This is a genomic window from [Clostridium] colinum (genome assembly GCF_940677205.1).
GTDB lineage: Bacteria > Bacillota > Clostridia > Lachnospirales > CAG-274 > Tyzzerella > Tyzzerella colina.
In genome coordinates this window covers 1404647-1425275 of the sequence record NZ_OW712331.1, presented here as the reverse complement: position 1 = coordinate 1425275, position 20629 = coordinate 1404647, and the positions used below count along the sequence as shown (strand labels likewise).

General features: G+C 22.3%; 19 protein-coding genes. All 19 read left to right on the top strand.

Annotated features, from left to right (window positions below; genetic code table 11):
• The first annotated feature begins 49 nt into the window (after positions 1 to 49).
• A complete protein-coding gene (locus tag NBW53_RS07010) occupies positions 50 to 2143 on the top strand; it encodes a hypothetical protein (protein ID WP_250277560.1) in 2094 nt (697 codons plus the stop codon).
• Positions 2144 to 2231: 88 nt separating this feature from the next.
• Entirely contained in the window at positions 2232 to 2648 is a 417-nt protein-coding gene (locus NBW53_RS07005) for a hypothetical protein (RefSeq protein ID WP_250277558.1), read from the top strand.
• A gap of 185 nt (positions 2649 to 2833) precedes the next feature.
• Positions 2834 to 5035, top strand: a complete 2202-nt coding sequence (locus NBW53_RS07000; RefSeq protein WP_250277557.1) for a restriction endonuclease subunit M — start codon at positions 2834 to 2836, stop codon at positions 5033 to 5035.
• A 77-nt stretch (positions 5036 to 5112) separates the two neighbouring features.
• Positions 5113 to 6435 carry a restriction endonuclease subunit S gene (locus tag NBW53_RS06995; protein WP_250277556.1) on the top strand — a complete coding sequence of 441 codons (1323 nt, stop codon included), beginning with the start codon at positions 5113 to 5115 and terminating at the stop codon, positions 6433 to 6435.
• A gap of 61 nt (positions 6436 to 6496) precedes the next feature.
• Positions 6497 to 7903 carry a ParB N-terminal domain-containing protein gene (locus tag NBW53_RS06990; protein WP_250277555.1) on the top strand — a complete coding sequence of 469 codons (1407 nt, stop codon included), beginning with the start codon at positions 6497 to 6499 and terminating at the stop codon, positions 7901 to 7903.
• A gap of 576 nt (positions 7904 to 8479) precedes the next feature.
• On the top strand, positions 8480 to 9088 hold the full coding sequence (fic, locus tag NBW53_RS06985; RefSeq protein WP_250277554.1) for a protein adenylyltransferase Fic: 609 nt from the start codon (positions 8480 to 8482) through the stop codon (positions 9086 to 9088).
• A gap of 162 nt (positions 9089 to 9250) precedes the next feature.
• Positions 9251 to 9544, top strand: a complete 294-nt coding sequence (locus NBW53_RS06980; RefSeq protein WP_250277553.1) for a DUF6870 family protein — start codon at positions 9251 to 9253, stop codon at positions 9542 to 9544.
• Between the two features lie 132 nt (positions 9545 to 9676).
• A complete protein-coding gene (locus tag NBW53_RS06975; protein WP_250277552.1) occupies positions 9677 to 11281 on the top strand; it encodes a recombinase family protein in 1605 nt (534 codons plus the stop codon).
• Between the two features lie 12 nt (positions 11282 to 11293).
• Positions 11294 to 12961 (top strand): recombinase family protein, encoded by a 1668-nt coding sequence (locus NBW53_RS06970; protein WP_250277550.1) that lies wholly within the window; start codon positions 11294 to 11296, stop codon positions 12959 to 12961.
• Between the two features lie 3 nt (positions 12962 to 12964).
• A complete protein-coding gene (locus NBW53_RS06965; RefSeq protein WP_250277549.1) occupies positions 12965 to 14431 on the top strand; it encodes a recombinase family protein in 1467 nt (488 codons plus the stop codon).
• 243 nt (positions 14432 to 14674) lie between these two features.
• Complete coding sequence (locus NBW53_RS06960; protein WP_250277548.1) at positions 14675 to 15499, top strand: Rpn family recombination-promoting nuclease/putative transposase; 825 nt, start codon at positions 14675 to 14677, stop codon at positions 15497 to 15499.
• Between the two features lie 640 nt (positions 15500 to 16139).
• On the top strand, positions 16140 to 16283 hold the full coding sequence (locus NBW53_RS10080; RefSeq protein ID WP_284345812.1) for a ParA family protein: 144 nt from the start codon (positions 16140 to 16142) through the stop codon (positions 16281 to 16283).
• Positions 16283 to 16672 carry a ParA family protein gene (locus NBW53_RS06955; RefSeq protein ID WP_284345842.1) on the top strand — a complete coding sequence of 130 codons (390 nt, stop codon included), beginning with the start codon at positions 16283 to 16285 and terminating at the stop codon, positions 16670 to 16672. The genes NBW53_RS10080 and NBW53_RS06955 overlap by 1 nt, the downstream gene beginning before the upstream one ends.
• Positions 16673 to 16895: 223 nt before the next feature.
• Positions 16896 to 17177, top strand: a complete 282-nt coding sequence (locus NBW53_RS06950; protein ID WP_250277547.1) for a hypothetical protein — start codon at positions 16896 to 16898, stop codon at positions 17175 to 17177.
• A gap of 195 nt (positions 17178 to 17372) precedes the next feature.
• Entirely contained in the window at positions 17373 to 17639 is a 267-nt protein-coding gene (locus tag NBW53_RS06945; protein ID WP_250277546.1) for a hypothetical protein, read from the top strand.
• A gap of 319 nt (positions 17640 to 17958) precedes the next feature.
• Positions 17959 to 18087, top strand: a complete 129-nt coding sequence (locus NBW53_RS10075; protein WP_284345811.1) for a hypothetical protein — start codon at positions 17959 to 17961, stop codon at positions 18085 to 18087.
• A gap of 269 nt (positions 18088 to 18356) precedes the next feature.
• Complete coding sequence (locus tag NBW53_RS10070; RefSeq protein ID WP_284345810.1) at positions 18357 to 18491, top strand: hypothetical protein; 135 nt, start codon at positions 18357 to 18359, stop codon at positions 18489 to 18491.
• A 109-nt stretch (positions 18492 to 18600) separates the two neighbouring features.
• The gene (gene papB / locus NBW53_RS06940; RefSeq protein WP_250277545.1) at positions 18601 to 19932 is read left to right on the top strand and encodes a PapB family radical SAM/SPASM ranthipeptide maturase; all 1332 of its coding nucleotides are present in this window, start codon (positions 18601 to 18603) and stop codon (positions 19930 to 19932) included.
• Between the two features lie 17 nt (positions 19933 to 19949).
• Positions 19950 to 20624: an ABC transporter ATP-binding protein gene (locus tag NBW53_RS06935; protein ID WP_250277544.1), complete on the top strand. Its 675-nt coding sequence runs from the start codon at positions 19950 to 19952 to the stop codon at positions 20622 to 20624.
• The last annotated feature ends 5 nt before the right edge of the window (positions 20625 to 20629 follow it).

Below are 20629 nucleotides of genomic sequence, written 5' to 3'. Positions count from 1 at the left end.
AGCATTTCATTTTTATGGAGTGCTTTTTTTATGTAAAAAGGAGGATAAAATGAACAATATAGCACAAAAAATAAAGAGATTTATAAAAAAGTGTGAAAAAAATAATACATTTTTGATTTTTTGTATTATTTTAAGCGTTGGTATGGTAGTTACTAGCTTTGCAAAATCAAATATATTTAAAACATCAAAAATAGAAAAAGATAGTAATATAGAAGTAGCTATGGTTAGTGATAGGACTAGTAGCATAAGAACAACTAGGAATGGAAATACTAACATAGGTAATGGTGGAAATGGTGGTGATTATGAAAATGGCGGTAAAAAATCTGACAGTATACTAGATAATGAACAAGATGAGGGAGTAAGAGTAACACTTGTTGATACAGAAAGTAATGCACCTGTTACTGTGCCTATTGATTTTGCCAATAATCCTAGACAACCTATAGATGTACATTTTGGTAAAGTAAGTAAGCTTCAGTATTTAAAAAGTCAAAATTTATCTTTTTATAAAGGTAATAGTTATATATTAAAAAAACCTGATTCAAAATTACCTAAAATAATAGGTGGAGATTTAGCTACTATTAAAAAACACTTTGGGGATAAAGAGTTTTTGCAATATTTTGCCAAAGAAACAGGCTTTAATTATGAAGAAATGATAAGTGGTAAGTATAAACTAATGCTTGAGCCTATAGGTTATCCTAAAATACAAGGCAAAGTAACAGCTTGTACTGCAACAGAAATAGCTTTATATGATAAGGCATTAAACGGATACATAAATAAAAGTTGGATACAAAATTTTTCACACTTAAATTTACCTTTTGCAATGTTTTTAGAACGTGATGAGTTTGGTATTAAAAAATGGACAGGAGCTACTAATACAAAACAAAAAAATGACACAATCATAGCTATGCTTGGTGTAGGTGCAGTTACATTTGTACCAGAAGAGCCTGAAAAACCACCAATAATACCACCTAGCTATGAGTACAGAGCAAATACAGATGTATATACAAGTTTAGAATTAACAGGTATTGACTGTTTGTTATATTATCAAAACAAACAAATAAAAAATCCTGTTACAGTAACATTTAATATTGATGGTAAAGATTACAAGGCAGATAATGACAATGGTGGTGGTATAGTGTTTAAAGGAACAGGTATAGCTTACGTTAAATGGCATACACCTAATACTCCTCAAGATATGGTTATAAAAGCTAAAGTAAGTTATAAAGAAGTTGAGTATAATGAAATAACAGGAAAGCCGTATTTAAAATCTAAAACAGATGAATATGATATAGGTGTAAAAATAGTAGAAATAAAGGAAAAAACACCACCAAATCCAGACGCAGATGATAAAAATAGCAACTTTAAATTTCAAGACCCACAAACAATAGCAAATAATAATATTGAAGGAAGTTGGCTTGAATATGATGTAAATCTAGAAAGTATACCTATCTTTAATAATAAAGGAGAATGGGTACGAGATAAAGAAGAGTGGATATGGACAACTTATGAATATAAAGCATATTTAGGTACATTTTTAAATATATATCCTGACCCTTTATGTAAAACTTATGAATCTCAAAATTATGATTTATATCACAATAGTAAAGCTGGTATACATACTCAACGTTTTTTATATAAATTAAAAAGTGGGTATGGTATAAGACAAAAAATAGAGAGTAAACTTATTGTTAAAAAGACAACAAAAGTAAAACATCTTGATGGTACATTTGAAGATTATACAGAAGTTGTAGCAAATGTAGGTATAGCACCACAAAATGCTATAAATTATTTTTCAGATTTTTATTTCAAAAATTATTTTAGATTATCAGAAGTAACAGACTTAAGCTCAAATAAATCTATTATGGAATTTAAGAAAAATCCATATTCTACATATCAAAATAGAACACACTTTACACCGATATGGTATCCTGACAATGAATTTTATGTTGTAAACAGTATGGTTTTTGATGCTTGGATACCTTCAGGACAGTTATATATTGGAGCTCATACGACAAACGGTGCAAGTGTTAGTCAAAAAACTGCAGGTAATGCTATATATATAAAAGGTAACTTATGGGATGATTGGTATGTACAACCGTTACCAACATATGGCACAGACCCTAGAGAAATAACTATAAATTAATTTTATATTTTTGATTTAAAGACAAATCTTATGGTTTGTCTTTTTGTTGTTATAGTTAAAATTAAAAAATAAACAGGAAGTGATAGTAATGTTTTTATATGAAAAAGATTTAAAATATAAATTTTGGAAGTTTTATAACAATAAAAATAGAGCTAAAAAATATCAATTTGAATGTCCTATAAGAGAAGGAAATGTAGATTTAGTAACTATTGAAAAGTATCAAGGTAATTATCAAGTAAATGCATTTGAATTTAAGATAAGTGATATAAAAAAGGTATTGTTACAAGCAGAAACAAATTTAGACTTTGTTAATAGAAGTTGGGTAGTTGTACCAATAGAAAAGAGACAACTTATATTAGAAAAATATAAACATTATTTAGATTCAAAGAAATACATAGGAGTTATAGGTGTACATAGTGAAGGTAAATATGAAATAATATATCAACCTAAATTTAAACAAAATATACTTATTAATCAAACAATATTAAATTTATGTATTTTGTAAAGTTTATAAATTTATTTTAATGAAAATAAAACATAATTGAAGTAAAACTATTTTCGTTTATACTAGTTTTAATAGATATATAATTTATATTTTTAATTATAAAAAGCTATATTGTAAAAATTACTAATTTATATTAAAATATATATATACTATTAATATTTATTGTTAGATATAAGGAGAAAAAAATGCAACCATTAATAATAGATTATATTAAAGAAGCTGAAAATAAAGGATTAATTAAGTTTAATTTAGATAAATCAATTATTACATATTTATATGAAAATAAATCGAGAAATTATAATAATCCAGAAGAAAAAGTTCAGGCTGAAACATTCGCTAAACTTGTATTACAATATAAATATCCTGTTGAAAATATTAGACAATTTGTTTCTGTGACTATAGGTTCTGAAATAAAACAAGCTGATATTATAGTATATAATGATAATAATCAAAAATTACCTCATATTATAGTTGAATGTAAAAAAGAAAATATTTCTGAACAAGAATTTATACAGGCAACTAATCAAGCTTTTTCCTATGCACATGCTACTGCAAGTACTCTTAAATATGTTTGGACTACTTCAGGTATTAAGGATACATACTATAAGTTTGATAAAAATAGTGAATTTCGTGAATCTATATCAGATATTCCTAAATATGGTGTTGAAAAAATTAGTTCTTATAAATATGGATATAATGGTGGAAAAACAGAAGATGGACAAGAAGTATTACCACTTCAAAAAGTAACAGAATCAGAGCTTACAAATATTTTTAGACAAGCACATCAAGCTCTTTGGGGTGGTGGAGAACTTAATCCATCAGAAGCTTTTGATGAGCTTGATAAACTTATTTTTTGTAAAATCTTTGATGAAAAAAAAGACCGTTTAGAAGGAGATGCTTATGATTTTCAAATAATAACTATTGAAGCTAAAGATAGCAGTGAAGAATCTAAAAGCGAAGCAGAAAAAGAAACAAATATAAAATTATTAGAACGTATTAAAAATCTTTATGAAGAAGGACGTAAATTAGGAGAACGTAGAAATGATCCAGACATATTTAAAGATGATATAAAGCTAAATGCTAATAAAATAAGAACTGTTGTAGGATATTTGCAAGGAATTGATTTACTAAACACAGATCTTGATAGTAAAGGGCGTGCATTTGAAACTTTTATGGGTTCATTTTTTCGTGGTGATTTTGGTCAATATTTTACACCAAGAAAAATTGTAAGTTTTATAATAGATAGCCTACCAATTAAAAAAGATAGTAAAGTACTTGATACTTCTTGTGGAAGTGGTGGATTTTTACTTCATGCATTAGATAAAGTTAGAAGAGAAGCTACAGAAATATATCCCAAATATAAAGAAGATGTTAATGCTTATAAACGTTGGTTTAAATACTGGCATAGTTTTGCAGAAAACAATCTTTTTGGTATAGAAATAAATGAACAAATAGCAAGAACTGCAAAAATGAATATGATTATTCATGATGATGGGCACACGAATGTTGTAAGTGCAGATGGTTTATTAGCCCCTGAAGATTTGATAAAGCGTACAGGTAATATAGGCTTTAAAGAAGGTTCTTTTGACTTTATAATAACAAATCCTCCTTTTGGTTCTATTATAAAACAAACAGAAAAAGCGTATTTACATCAATATTCCTTAGCTATTAAAGATAGTTATTGGTTAAACCCAGAAAGTAAAGTATCTAAACGTCCTAGTCAAAGTACAGAAGTTTTATTTATTGAACAAGCTGAAAAATATTTATGTCCTGGAGGATATTTAGCTATTGTTATACCGGATGGAATATTGACAAATAGTAGTATGCAATATGTTAGAAATTATATTAGTGAAACATTTCGTATAATAGCTATTGTATCTATGCCTCAAACAGCTTTTACCGCAAATGGAGCTGGTGTTAAAAGTTCGGTAATGTTTTTAAAAAAGTATAGTAAAAATGAAAAATTAACTAGAAAAACAACAAGGAAGGAAATAGAAAATTTATTACTTGAAGAAAGTGATGAAGGAAAGGAGCTTTTTAAACTACTTGATGACAAAAAGAAAACTCTAAAAATTATACAAAAAAATATAAAAGAAGCAAAAAAATTAAATTTGGCTAATTTAAATTTATTAGAAGAAGAGAAAAAAGATATAATAGAAAAATTTGATGAAAAAATAGAAAAAATTCGTGAAATTTTGACGGAAAAATTTGATGAAAAATTTAGAAAAAGATTAAAAAACTATCCTATTTTTATGGCAATAGCAGAAAATATAGGATATAATGCTAAAGGTGAAAATACAGGTATAAATGAATTAGAACATATCTCAATAGAATTAGCTAGATTTATAAATGCTATAGAAGAAGAAAATGATAGTTCTTTTCTTTAAGCCCCAATTTTGATAAAAATAAGCTATTTATATTAAATTGGGGCGAACTTGATAGAAGGCTTGACTCTGAATACTATTTGCCTGAAATAATAAAAAAAATAAATATAATAAAAGAAACTACTTATAAAACTTTAGGAAGTATTAGTAAGAAAATAGTAAATGGTTCTACACCGCCAGGTGGTATATTTGAAAGTAAAGGGATTTTATATTATCGTTCTCAAGATATATCTATATATGAAATGAAAAAAAGCCAATATATAACATTAGAATTTGATGAAGAATTAAAACGTTCTAGATGTTGTGAAGGTGATATTTTGGTTGCTGTTGTTGGAAGTGTTGGTAAAATAGGATATATATATAATAATGATTTGATGGGAAATATTAGTCAAAACTTAGCTAAAATTTCTATAAATGATAATAATTTTATACCTAAATATGTTGCTATATTTTTAGATAGTTTATTAGGACAAATTCAATTATTTAGACTTGCAACAAAAACTACACATTTGTATATTAATAATTTACAATTAAGTAAAGTTTTGATTCCCAAACTAGATAAATCTATACAACAAAAAATAATTGAAATAATGGATATTGCTTATGAAACAAAACAACGAAAAGAAAATGAAGCAAAACAACTTATTGAAAGTATAAATAATTATATTTTAAATGAACTTGGTATTGATATACCAAAAGAAGAAGAAGATAGTCTTGAAAATAGAATGTTCTATGTAGATTCAAATAATGTTTTAGACAGCAGATTTGATGTATTTTATCATAAGACTTCATATAATAAATATGAAAATGCTATTTTAAATTGTAAATTTAAAGCTAAAAAACTTGGAGATTTTATTACATATATAACATATGGAGCATCTATAAATAATTGTTATGTAGATAGTGGAATACCATTATTAAGAATAAAAAATTTGAATGAAAATGAACTTAATAGTAATGAAATGGTATATTTGCCAACAGATTTGGAAAGTAAATTAAGTAGTAGTAAAGTAAATACTGGAGATTTATTAATATCACGAAGTGGTAGTATAGGTATTTGTAGTGTTGTAGATAAAAAACATAATAATTTTGCTTTTGGTTCATTTATGATTAAATTTATTATAAATAATTTAAATAGTGAGTATGTATCATATGTTATAAATAGCATAATAGGTAAAAAATATTTTGAAAAAAATAAAATAGGTACAGTACAAGAAAATATAACAATTCCAATTATTAAGTCATTTTATATTCCTATACCAGATGATGGCAAACAAAACGAAATAGTCTTACAAATAAAAAATATCCGTTTAAAAGCTAAACAATTAGAAAAAGAAGCAGAAGAAATAGTACGAATAGCTAAAGAAAAAGTAGAAAAAATATTATTGGAGGGTAACTTATGAAGTTAACTGGTATTGTAGATATGTCTATGAAAAATTTTTTTGTGTACGTGGCTTTGCACCAATGATAAATATTGCAAACAGTTCACAATCTATTGAGGGTATACAGAGAGATTTAATTAAAGAGCATACAGGGGAAATGAAGGAATTTTTAAATAGTGGAAATTTTACTTTTTTTCCGGAAGTAATACTTTGTGTTGACCTTGCGGCTAATAAAGCTGATAAATTAGCTATAGATATATTATATGAAACTATTAGATATAGAAAACCTTTAAGAAGGAAAAAAATTGGTAATTTTAATATTTCTATTTCTAATAATAGAAAAAATATTAATTATTGTGATATAGTCCAATCTATTTATATAGATTTTGAAGAAGATAATATTATTAAGTTTTTGAAAATTGATGGAAATCATAGGCTGAGTGCTGTTTCTGAAAATGATAAGTTTAAAAATTATAATATACCTTTTTGTTTATTATTATTTAGAGAAAAAGATGAAACAGATAAGTTTTGTAGAGCATTATTTCATAATATTAATACTAAACAAGTCCCACTAAAAACCGAAGAAAATTTAAAGGTTATAATAGAAAGTGAACAGCTCTTTAGTGATGAAGTTTTAGAAAATGATAATAGTTTTGGAAAAGAATATTTATATACAAGGAAACTTTGCAAAAGTATTGATTTAACTTTATTTCCACAAGTTAATAAATTTATAAGTAAAAATAAATATACTTATTTTATAGAATTATTTAATTATCTTTTAAATAATCAGAAAGACTTAAAAGATAAAGATTTAGTTTCGATAGTTAGAGAAAATATTACAGAAATTAACAGTTCAATTAGAGAATCATTATTAACAAATATAACAGATAATATATCTATTTTAGCAGTAATGACTTTTTATAAATTAAATAATGAAAAAGAAAAATATGAAGCATTTATATCTTGTATAAATAAAAATAATATTGGAGATATAAAAAATTTACGTATTAAAGATTTAATAAATATTTATAATTCAATATATGAAAGAATTCCTAAAAAAGTATTTCTTGCTAGATGGTATCCACAAGAAACAGATAAAGCTTATAAAGATTCTATGAATAGACGAAAGGTAATAAAGGAAGTTGTTGTAGAAGATTTAAAATTAGAATCAACTGATTTAGGAACTCTAGATACTGCTACATTTGATATTAGAGATAGAATGTATAAAGATATAAGAACATGTGATATATTTATAGCAGATTTAACAGGAGCACGTCATAATGTTATGTTAGAAGTGGGATATGCCTTACAACATGTTGGAACATCTCGTATGATTTTTTATTTTCAAGAAACTGATATTTGTAAAACCGTACCATTTGATATAAATCATCTTGCTTATGATAAAATTGAAGATTCTTCAGACATAAAAGATAAAACAAAAAAAAGAATAGAAAAAATTTTGAATCAAGCTAAAGAAGGCGAAATATAAATTAATTTTTTCTAATAAGTTATATTAAAATTATAAAATAATTTATTTATAATGATTAAATTTATGTATATAATATAGATAAAAAATTAATTTAAGGTTCAACTTTATTATATTAAGTACAAAAGTAGATTTTTGATTTAATATAATATTTGCTTTGAAATAAAATAAAAATATATTAGTTTCTTTTTTTAATTTGTTTTGACTTAGTATAACAAAATAAATACATTAAAATTAAAAAAATAGACATATAAAAAGAATATTTAAGATATAAACTTTCAATTATATATATTAAAACTATAAATAATAAAAAAGAAATAGTGAATGTAGAGATTGACTAATTTAGATTTGAATACAATTAAAAAATTAAGATAAAGTATATAACTTTCATATTTTAATAAAAAAATAAATATATTATATGTATTATATCATTATAAGGTAATAATATTAAGTAGGAAAAATAAAAATAATATTTAAAATAATTGTGTGTTCATTTTATTTTTATATTAACATTGATAGATTTACACTAATAATAAATTATGTTATAATATTATCAAACATTATAAAAGGAGTAAGTTTATGATATTAGAAAATAAGCTAGGTATTACAGATTATACTGAACTTGCTAGACAGGAAGAAAAGATAAGTAAAGCTAAAGCCATACAATTATTTGAAAATAATATTATAGAAGATAGTGAAGTAGGTAGCTTTAAATGTTTAGCAAAAATACATAAGTTTTTATTTGAAGATATATATAATTTTGCAGGTACAATAAGAAATGTAAATGTAGCAAAAGGAAATTTTAGATTTGCTCCACTTATGTATTTAGAACAATCTTTAAATTATATAGATAATATGCCGCAATCTAATTTTGATGAAATTATAGAAAAATATGTAGAGATGAACATAGCACATCCTTTTAGAGAAGGGAATGGAAGAGCCACTAGAATTTGGCTTGACTTAATACTTAAAAAAGAAATTAAAATGGTTGTAGATTGGGGTAGAATAAATAAGAATGATTATTTACTTGCAATGGAAAGAAGCCCTATAAAAGATATAGAAATAAAAGTACTAATAAAACAAGCTCTCACAGATAAAATAAATGATAGGCAAGTTTATATAAAAGGTATAGATGCAAGTTACTATTATGAAGGATATAATATTTATAAGTCAGAAGATTTTATATAATAAAATAAAGTTTAATAAAAACACTTATTATTAATTAATTTAATTAAAAAAGGTAACTATATTTTATATAGATTATCTTTTTTGTATTATTATGTGCTTAAATATATTTTTAGAATAAATAAAAAGCTAATTAAATATATTAAATTAAAAAGGAGAGATAATATGTTTAATAGTTATAATTTATCTAAAGAAGAAATAAAATTATATAAAAATATAGACTTTGATAAATTAAAAAATATGGATATTAGAGAAGTAAAAAGAGAAGATTTAGTAGATATTAGCAAAATAAAAATAGATGCTAATTTACCATATCAATTAAAAATTTTAAATTTTTTAAAAGTAATAAAAAATCCATATTTTTTTAAAGTAGGAGATATAATTGTTAATACTACATATAATGAGTGTAATAACAATATTACAATTGAAGATTGCATTAATACTCATTTTAAAAATTAATAAAATACATAAAAAATCAACTAGACATATAAAAAATTTTGTGATATACTTTCAAAAAAAATAAGACACAAAATATTCTAGTTGATTTTTTAACTATTTTTTGATTAAATAATTCACTAGGAGTGTAAAAAAATGAAAAAATTTAAAGTTGGAATGTATTTAAGAATTTCTCGTGATGATGGTAAACAAAATGAAAGTGAAAGTATAACAAATCAAAAAGCTTTAATACAATCTTTTATTGATGAAAGAGAAGATTTTGAACTAGTTTCAATAAAAGTTGATGATGGTTACAGTGGAAGTGATTTTGAGAGACCTGGCTTTAAGGAGTTGATGGAAGAAGTAAAGCAAAAAAAGATAAATTGTATTATAGTAAAAGATTTTTCAAGATTTGGACGTAATTTTGTAGAAGTTAGTAAATATATAGAAGAGATATTTCCATTTATGGAAGTAAGATTTATTTCTATTAATGATGATTATGATAGTATAAACGGCGATAATACAAATTTAATAGTACCTTTTAAAAATCTTATAAATGATGCTTATTTAAGAGATATTTCAATGAAAGTAAGAAGCCAACTTGAAATAAAGAAAAAAAATGGACAATTTATAGGGGCATTTGCAACATATGGTTATCTAAAAGACCCTAATGATAAAAATAAATTAGTTGTAGATGAATATGCTGCAAAAATAGTACAAGAAATCTTTAAATTAAAATTAGAAGGGTATTCCCATATTAAAATAGCCGAAAAACTTAATAAAGATGGTATTTTATCACCTCAAGAATATAAAAAACATATAGGACTAAATTTTAATAATGGCTTTAAATCTAAATCTATCGGAAAATGGCATCATAATGCTATAATAAGAATTTTAACAAACCCTGTATATATTGGTGTGTTAGAACAAGGAAAAACTACTACTTTAAATTATAAAGTAAAGAAAAAAATTCAAAATGATAAAGAAAAATGGGTAATTTCAGAAAATTCTCATAAAGCTATTATAGATAAAAATACCTTTGAAATGGTTCAAAGTTTAATGCGTTCTGATACAAGAATAGCTACTAATAAAGATAAATTATTTCTACTTTCTGGTATTTTATATTGTGCAGATTGTGGAAGTACTTTAATAAGAAAAAATTATGGAAAACCAGACAAAAGATACATTTATTATGTTTGTTCTGGTGCAATAAAGAAAAATGGTTGTACAAAGCATTCCATTAGAGATATAGTAATAGAAGATGCTGTGTTACAAGCTATAAAAGTACATATAAAAGCTTTACTAGATATTGAAAAAATGATAGAAAATCTTAAAGAATTATCATATACAGAAAATAAAATACAAAAATTAGATACCAACATTAATGACAATAAAAATAGCATTATAAAATTACAAGAACGTAAGTTTAAAGTATATGAAGATTTTAAAGATGGTTTAATAAATAAAGATGAGTATATTAAATTTAGTGGAATATTAGAAGATAAAATAAATATTTTAGAAAAAAGTACTAAAACATTAAAAAATAAATTAAAAAACTTAATAGATGGAAATTCGGAGGAGCAACAATTTATAAAATATTTTACTCAATATAAAGATATTGAAAAATTAGATAGAAAATTAGTTGTTTCTTTAATTGAGAAAATTTATGTTTATGAAGATTTAAGAATATCTATTAAATTTAGGTTTGAAGAACAATACAAACAAATAACCCAAATTTTAAGTGAACTTGAAAATTTATAGGGGGATATTTGTATGGCAAGAAAAAGCAGAAAAGTAGATAATGCAACTAGCTTAAAAAAAATATACAAGGTGGGTGCTTATGTTCGACTTTCAATTTTAAATAATAATACAAATGATGAAAGTACTATTGAAAATCAAAAAAATATAATTTTAGATTATATTAATAAAAACGATGATTTTAAATTAATAGATATTTATGAGGATAATAATAAAACAGGTAGAAATTTTGAAAGAAATGAATTTCAAAGGCTTTTAAATGATATAAAATTAAAAAAAATAAATTGTATTATAGTAAAAGATTTATCAAGATTTGGGCGAGATTATAAAGAATGTACTAATTATATTGAAAATATATTACCATTTTTAAATGTAAGATTTATTGCTATTAATGATATGTTTGATAGTAATAATATTAATGGTAATGATATATTATCTATGCAATTAAAAAATATTATTAATGAATTTTATTCGAAAGATATATCTAAAAAAATTTTAGCTAGTTTAACACAGAAAAAAGAAAGTGGAGAGCATTTATGTGCTTTTGCACCTTATGGATATTTAAAAGATAAAGAAAATAAAGGTAAAATTATTATAGATAATAATGTTAATCAAGTTGTTATAGATATTTTTAATTGGAGATTACAAAATTATAGTTGTAGTGATATTGCATTAAAATTAGAAAAATTAAATATAGATTCGCCTGCTAAATATTTTTATAAAATAGGAATTTTAAAATCTAATAAATATGCTAATACAAAATGGAATAGAGAAGCTGTTAATAGAATTTTAAAAAATGATATTTATATTGGAAACTTATGTCAAGGTAAATATACTAAAAGAGTAGAAAATAATAAAAAACAATTGCCTGTTAATAAAGAAAGTTGGATAATTAAAGAAAATAATCATACACCAATAATAGATAAAGAAACATTTTATAAAGTACAAGCTATAAATGAAAATGTAACATTAAAATATAATAAAAATAAGTATACAAATAAAAAAGAAGATATTTTGAAAGGCTTATTAAAATGTGGTTGTTGTGGTAGAAATCTTACTAAAAGAGTAAATATAAAAACTTATGAACTAAATAAAGTTAACATACAAAATAGGATTATTTGTGAAGGAAGATATAAAGTAGTAGATAAATGTAATTTTAAAGGTATAAGAGAAGATGTTATACTAAAAACTATTTTAGAAACTATAAAATTAAATATAAAACTATCAAAAGATATTAATAAAATAATTGAATTTAAAGAATATACTAATAAAATAAATTTACATAAACAAAATTTAATTAAAGAAATAAATATTACTAAAGAAAAAATACAAAATATAGAATATAATTATGAAAAACTTTATAATGATTATTTAGATGGAGTTTTAAGTAAAGTTGATTATATATTTATTAAAGATAAATACATAACCAAGCAAGATAATTTTATTGCCCATTTAAATGTATTAGAACAAAATTTGAAAGAATTTGAAAAAAACATAATAAATAATGAATTTTTAAATAATTTTTTGATATTAAATGATAATGATATTTTAAATAGAGAAATACTATTAAATTTAATAGAAAGTATAACAATATATAGCAATAAAAGTATGAAAATAAAATTTAAGTTTTTTAAAAACTACGAAATTTTAAATGAATATTTGTTTGATATGGGAGTTATATAAATTATGTCTTTAGATTATTCAGTAGCAAGTTACTTAAGAATTTCTAATGAAGATAAATACAAAAAAGATGAAAGTAATAGTATAATAAATCAACGGAATTTAATTAAAGACTTTATAAATAAAGATAATGAATTAAGAAGTTATAACTTTATTGAATATGTAGATGATGGTTGTAGTGGATTTGACTTTAAAAGACCTGGTATAAATAAGTTGTTTGAAGATATAAAAAAAAATAAAGTTAATTGTATAATAGTGAAAGACCTATCTCGTTTTGGTAGAAATTATATAGAAGTTAGTAATTATTTAGAAAATATATTTCCATATTTAAATATAAGATTTATAGCCATAAATGATAATTTTGATAGTAAAAAGTCTAAATATAATTTAAATGATATAGATATAAATTTTAAAAATATTATCTATGACTATTATTCTAAAGATTTATCTAAAAAGGTTACTATTTCTAGAAATATTAAAGCTAAGCAAGGTAAGTATGTGGGAAGTGTAGCACCTTTTGGGTATAAAAAGTCTTCTTATGATGTTGGAATATTAGAAATAGATGAAGAAAGCTCTAAAGTTGTAAAAGATATATTTAGTTTATTTTTATCTGGTAAAAATTATTTAGAAATAGCTAATATATTAAATGACCTTAATATATTAACTAGAAGAGAGTTTTCAAAAAATAAAAAGCAAAATAATTTAACTAAAAAAAATATTTGGAAAAGTGAAATGATTAAAGACATTTTAACTAATAAAACTTACATAGGTACATTAGAATATCTAAAATCAAGTAAATCAATAAAAACAAGAAGAAAATTTGTAAGAAATTCTAAAGAAAATTGGATTGTAGTAGAAGATGCATACCCTTCAATAATAAGTAAAGAAGATTTTTTTAAAGTACAAACTCTTTTAAAAAAGAAAAATTCAAAAAAAGAAATAAAAAGAAAAAATATATTTGCTTATAAGTTATATTGTGGATATTGTAAATATAGTATTTTTAATTCTAGTAAAAAATATTTTTGTCAAAATATAAAGTATAATTATTTTGATGAATGTAATAAAAATATTATACTAAAAGAAAAACTTGAAAATATTGTATTTAGTCTTATAAAGAAAAAAATATATAAATTTAAACAAGAAAATAAAAATAATATAGAAAATGAAAAAAACTTATATAAAATTAGGTTAGATAATATAGAAAGCGAAAAAACTAGAATTTATATGTTATATTTAGATGAAAAAATAACTAAAGAACAATACATAAATAAAAAGAAAAATTTAGAAAATGAACAGAAAAATATATATTTAAATTTGGAGAAGTTAAATAATAAAAATGAAAATTATATTAATTTAGCTCATATTAATAAATTTATAAATGTAGAAACTTTAAATTATGATTTAGTAGATTTTTTTATCGAAAAAATTTATTTATATGATAGTAATAAAGTTGAGATTGATTGGAAATTTTAATATTAAATTAGATTGATAAGATATATACTGATAAATTTTGTTAAAGTGTCAAAGATAGGCTATACTTAAAAGTTTTTTAACAAAGATAAGAATAAGTAGAATAAAATAATTTCTTATCTTTGTTTTTATATTTATATATATTATACTTCAACAAAAGTGTTTCCTAAAATTTATAACTATTATTTTATATTTTAAAATATTATGTTAAAATATAATTATATAAGATAAAAAGGAAGTGATTTAGTGCAAATAAAGGATGAGCAAAAATGGGAAAAATTAGATATAAGTAATGATTTTATTTTTTCTAAATTGATGAGAGATAAAGAAGTTTGTAAAAAAGTATTAGAAGTATTGTTAAAGTTTAAAATATCTAATATAAAATATATAGAAGATGAAAAAACTATAAATATAGGATATGATGCTAAGAGTATAAGACTTGATATTTATGTAGAAGATGATGAGAAAATTTATAACATAGAAATGCAAGTCGTAAATAAAAAAGATTTAGCAAAAAGAAGTAGGTATTATCAATCTATGATAGATTTAAATATTATAGAAAAAGGAGAACACTATAAAAATTTAAAAGAAAGTTATGTAATATTTATATGTACATTTGACCCATTTAAAAAAGATTTACCAAAATATACATTTGAAAATATTTGTAAAGAAAATAATAACTTATTTTTAAAAGATGGAGCATATAAAGTTTTTTTTAATACAAAAGCATTTGAAAAAGAAGAAGATATGTATTTAAAATCATTTCTAAAATATATTGAAGGACAAATAGAAGATAATGATTTTATAAATATGATAAATAATAAGTTAAAAAAAATAAAAGAAAATAAAGAATGGAGGCAAGAATATATGACTTTACTTATGAAAGAACAAGAAAAATTTGAAGAAGGTTTACAAGAAGGAATACAACAAGGGATACAACAAGAAAGATATAATAGAATGAAAACACAAATATCTTTATTAAAAGAGCTTAATATTGATAATTCTATTATAGTTGAAAAAATTACTAGAGATTATGAAGTTACAGAAGAAGAAGTTAAAAAATATTTATAAAATTTAAAACATATAATTAATAAATAAAAGTACTTATTAAAGATGATAAACTTTAGCAAGTACTTTTATTTTTATATTATTTATTATCCAGTTGAAACATTTAAATAAATATTTTATAATATCAATAATTATTTATTAAATTTTTGTATAATATAAAATTATTTTTGAAGGTTAAGATAGTGTATACACAGTATAAAAATGAAATTTTAAAAATATTTATATACGTTTTAATACTTATAAATATACTATCTTTATACAAAACAAAGATAAGTTAGAGTTTTATTCTACTTATTATTTAATAAATATAATAATTTAATAAAAAAATTATTGCAAAAGATTAAAAAATATATTAAAATATCCTAAGATACTTAATTCAAAAAATTATTATTTCATAAATATTTTAATAAAAATCTTACTTATTATACTAACGAAAAAATAATGTAATATATTAAAAAAATTTTATTAAAAAATGTATTACTTATCTTGACATCTTGCTATGGGATTATATCAACTTATAATGCCTATATATATAATACTGTTATAATAGGACTTAATCAAAAAATATTGAAAAAATAGAGTTTTTTTGATTAAGTCTTATTTTTTTACTTTTTTAAAATTATATACAAGAAGTTATTTTATTATGAGTACAATTATAGCAATTATAAATGAGAAAGGGGGAGTTGGTAAAACTACAACAGCAACTAATATGGCATATTTGTTAGGTAAACAAAATAAAAAAGTTTTATTAATAGATTTTGATGGACAAGCAATACTACAATGTTGATGTGTAATGAAAATCCCAATAGTATAGGTGTAACTATTTCAACTATTTTAAATAACATTATTGATAATAACTACATATTACCATCAGAAGATTATTTAATAAAAACTAAAGGTATAAATTTAGTACCAGCTAATTCAAATTTATTTTCATTAGAAAGTAAATTGTCAACAGTAACTTTTAGGGAATATATATTAAAAAAATTTATTGATGACATTAAAAATGACTATGATTATATTATTATTGACTGTATGCCTCAAATAGGTGTTCCATTAATTAATGTAATGGTTGCATCAGACAGGTTAATTATACCTACACAATCAGAAATATTATCAGTAAAAGGGTTAGCTGAATTAATTAGATATTATATAGGTGTAAAAGATGTTAACTAAAATTTAAAAATAAGTGGAATACTTATAACAATGGATAGCAAAAACACGAAAACGTAAAAAACTATTAGATGGTAGCTTTAAAGAAAATGTAAATATATTTAAAACAGTTATACCTAATAGTATTAAAGTAGCAGAGGCTGATATTTATAAAAAAATTATATATGAATATTTACCTACAAATATTGCCTCAATATCTTATGAAAAATTTTTAAAGTAGGTATTAATGAAGTCTTTAACGGCAGAACTATCCGAAATACAATATCCTTTTAAATTTATAGTAGTATCACGACCTGTTGATATAAGCCCTATTATATCAAGTATGCAAGAAATGATAAAATTTTCTAATGATAGTCAAAAAGAACTATTAAAGAAAGATATTATTGAAATGAATAATTTTGCATTAAGTGGGGATATAGTAGAGCGACAATTTTACCTAGTTATATGGGAAAAATATCAAGAAAGTATTGAAAAGGAAACAAATAGAAAAGCCATGTTACTTGCATAAAAGTTTACTATAAATAATATAGTTTGTGAAATATTAAATCAAAGATAAATAATGAGATTTATAAACTTAATAAATAACCCTTACTATGCACATTTAGAAGATACAGATTTTACAAAAGATATACCAATAATTATAAAAGAATAATAAAATGGTAAAAAAATAAATATAAAAAATAAGAAAAAACAAACTAATCCAATGCTTGATATATTAACACCAATAGGCTTGAGATTTAATAAAAATACTTTACATATAGGCGAAAGTTTTATAAAAATTTATGTTATTATAAAATATCCTAATAAGGTAAAAAGCAAATGGTTATCTAAAATAACAAATATACCTAATACAGTTGTAACAATAGGTATAAAGCCAGTTGATAATACAAGTTTAATAACAGCAATATCAAGAAATATTACATATGATAGAAGCTTAGCAGAATCTTCAAAAGACACTTTAACTAGATAAAGTGCAGAAAAATCGGGAAAAGATATAGAAAAAATAATTTTACAAATAGACCAAGAAAATGAAACAGTAGCACTTATGACAATTTGTGTAGCTACAATATCAAGAGATGAACAAGACTTTAAGAAGTTTGTAGACGTTCAGAAAGTATGATAAGTGTATTAAAATGTAAAATGAGAGCTATACCTAACTTACAAAAGGAATTATTTAAACATATATATCCTACTTTTACTAATAAGGAAAAAATAGAAAATATACTACAAAAAAATAGTACCTATATCAACATTTGTAGGTGGATTTCCATTTATAAGAAGTGGATTTGATGATAGTGCTGGTTATTATTTTTGCAACAGATAGTAATGGAGGGGTTGTTATAGCCGATATATGGAAAAGAAAAAGCGATAGGATTAATTCAAATATTGTAATAATTGGCAAAAGTGGTGGAAGATAATAAATATAGAGATTTATTATTTTTTATGTTTAATATTGAAAAGATATTTTTTATATTTGAATAATTTATTAAAACATTACCAAATAGTAAAATTTCACAAAAAAATGAAAAAAATATATATAAATTTATAATATATTGATATATAAAATATTATATATAGAAATTATATTGAAATAATTTACATATTGCAGTATAATTTACTTAAGATAATTTAAAAATAATAAAAATGTATAGAATATAGACATTATAATATATGGAGGGTGATATTTATGTTAAAAAAAGTTAATGGAAAAAAAGATACTGTAAATTGGCAACCTTGTATGTGGTGTGATGAATCTGATACTTGTGCAGATTTAAGTTGTGTTTTCTGTGATGGTAGCAAAGATGATATTATAGGCAATTAATTAAGCATACATATACTTTACCATAATAAATTTTTATAAAAATTTTTAAATTATCTTATTAAAATAATTGTGTCTATATTTTATACATTTATTTGAAGGGATGATATATATGAAATTAAATACATTCACAATAATTAATCACTTAAACAATGATTATTGGTTGGATACAGATAAACTTTTACTTTTTCAAATAGATGAAAAAGTAAAAAAATTTTTAAAGTATGCTCATCTTGAAGAAGATGAAATATATGATAAAACTAAAGATATTTTTACTAAAGACGAGCTTGATAATTTGTTAAAAACTATAAAAGAAAATGGTCTTATAAATGAAGTAGTTGATAATAAGATAAAGGATGTTCCTAATATTTCATCGATAACACTTATGTTAATTCAAGGGTGTAATTTAGCTTGTTCCTATTGTTTTGGAGATGGAGGAACATATAATAATAAAGGCTTAATGACTGAGGAAATAGCTAAAAAATCAATTGATTTTTTAATTAAAAATTCTACATCAAAAAAACTTAATGTTACATTTTTTGGAGGAGAGCCTCTTTTGAATTTTTCTTTAATAAAACATATTATTTCTTATTGTAATGATATTGAAAAATCTAGTGATATAAAATTTTATTATAATATGACTACAAATGGTACTTTAATAAATGATGAAATATCTAAATTTATAATAGACAATAAAATTAATACAATGATAAGTATTGATGGTGGAGAAGAACACAATAAGGAGAGAGTATATTTAAACAAAGAACCTGCTTATAACGATATTATTAATAATACTAAAACATTAAGAGCTAAAGGGCTACTGGCATCAAGACCAACAATTACTCCTAGTAATTTAAATTTAATAGATGTATTTAATAAGTTAGATAATTTGAATTTTAATAAGATACCTATGGCTTGTGCTGATAATATTATGGATATAGTTAGTTATAACGATTATTTAAACGAAAATTTAAAGCTCATATCTTTTTTCAAAGATTTAATTGATAATAATAAATATGATATAGCTAAAAAAATTAATATGATTCATAGAGCACTTGTTCAGCTTAATAGTGCAAAAGTACAAAAAAGTCCTTGTGGAGCTTCAATAAATATGGTTGCTATTGATATTAATGGTGATATATTCCCTTGTCATAGATTTGTTTCTAGTGAAACTCATAAAATAGGTAATGTTAATTTTGGCATTGATAGAGAAACATTTATAGAGCAGTTATCAAATGAAGATACTAAATTTGATGAATGTAATAATTGTACAGTAAAAATGTTTTGTAGAGGTAGTTGCCCATATGAAAATTATAATAATACTAAAATATTAAATAGACCATCTATTAGACAATGTTATTTTAATAAAGTATTTTTTACACAAATAATACACTTATATTTAGACTTATCTGATGGACAAAAAGAAAAATTATTTAATAACTAAATATAGGAGGATTAAAAATGGATACTTTAATCAAAATTAATAACTTATGTAAATATTATGGTAATAAAAATAGCCGAGTAGACATATTAAATAACATTAATTTAGAAATTTATAATGGTGAATTTTTAGTTATAATGGGTAAATCTGGTTCTGGAAAATCTACTTTATTAAATATTATTGCCACTATTGATAAAGGTAATAGTGGTGAAGTTATTATGAATGGTGAAAATTTAGAAAAATTTAGCCCTTCAAAATCTAATGATTTTAGGAGAGAAAATTTAGGTTTTATTTTTCAAGATTTTAAACTACTTGATACAATGAATGTTAAAGAAAATGTGGCTGTTCCATTATTATTAAAAAAAGAAAACATAAATACTATTAATAAAAAAATAGATGAAATTTTAGAAAGACTAGAAATTAGTTATTTAAAAGATAAAAGAATATTTGAAATTTCAGGTGGAGAAAAGCAAAGAGTGGCTTGTGCAAGAGCTATAATTGGAAATCCAAAACTTATTATTGCAGATGAACCAACAGGTGCTTTAGATTCTAAATCAAGTGAAATTGTTATGAATTTACTTAAAAAAATAAATAAAGAATTTAATACTACATTAATAATGGTTACACACGATAAAAATATTGCTAATTATGGTGATAGAGTTATTGAAATTAAAGATGGAAGTATTAAGGGGTGATTTTT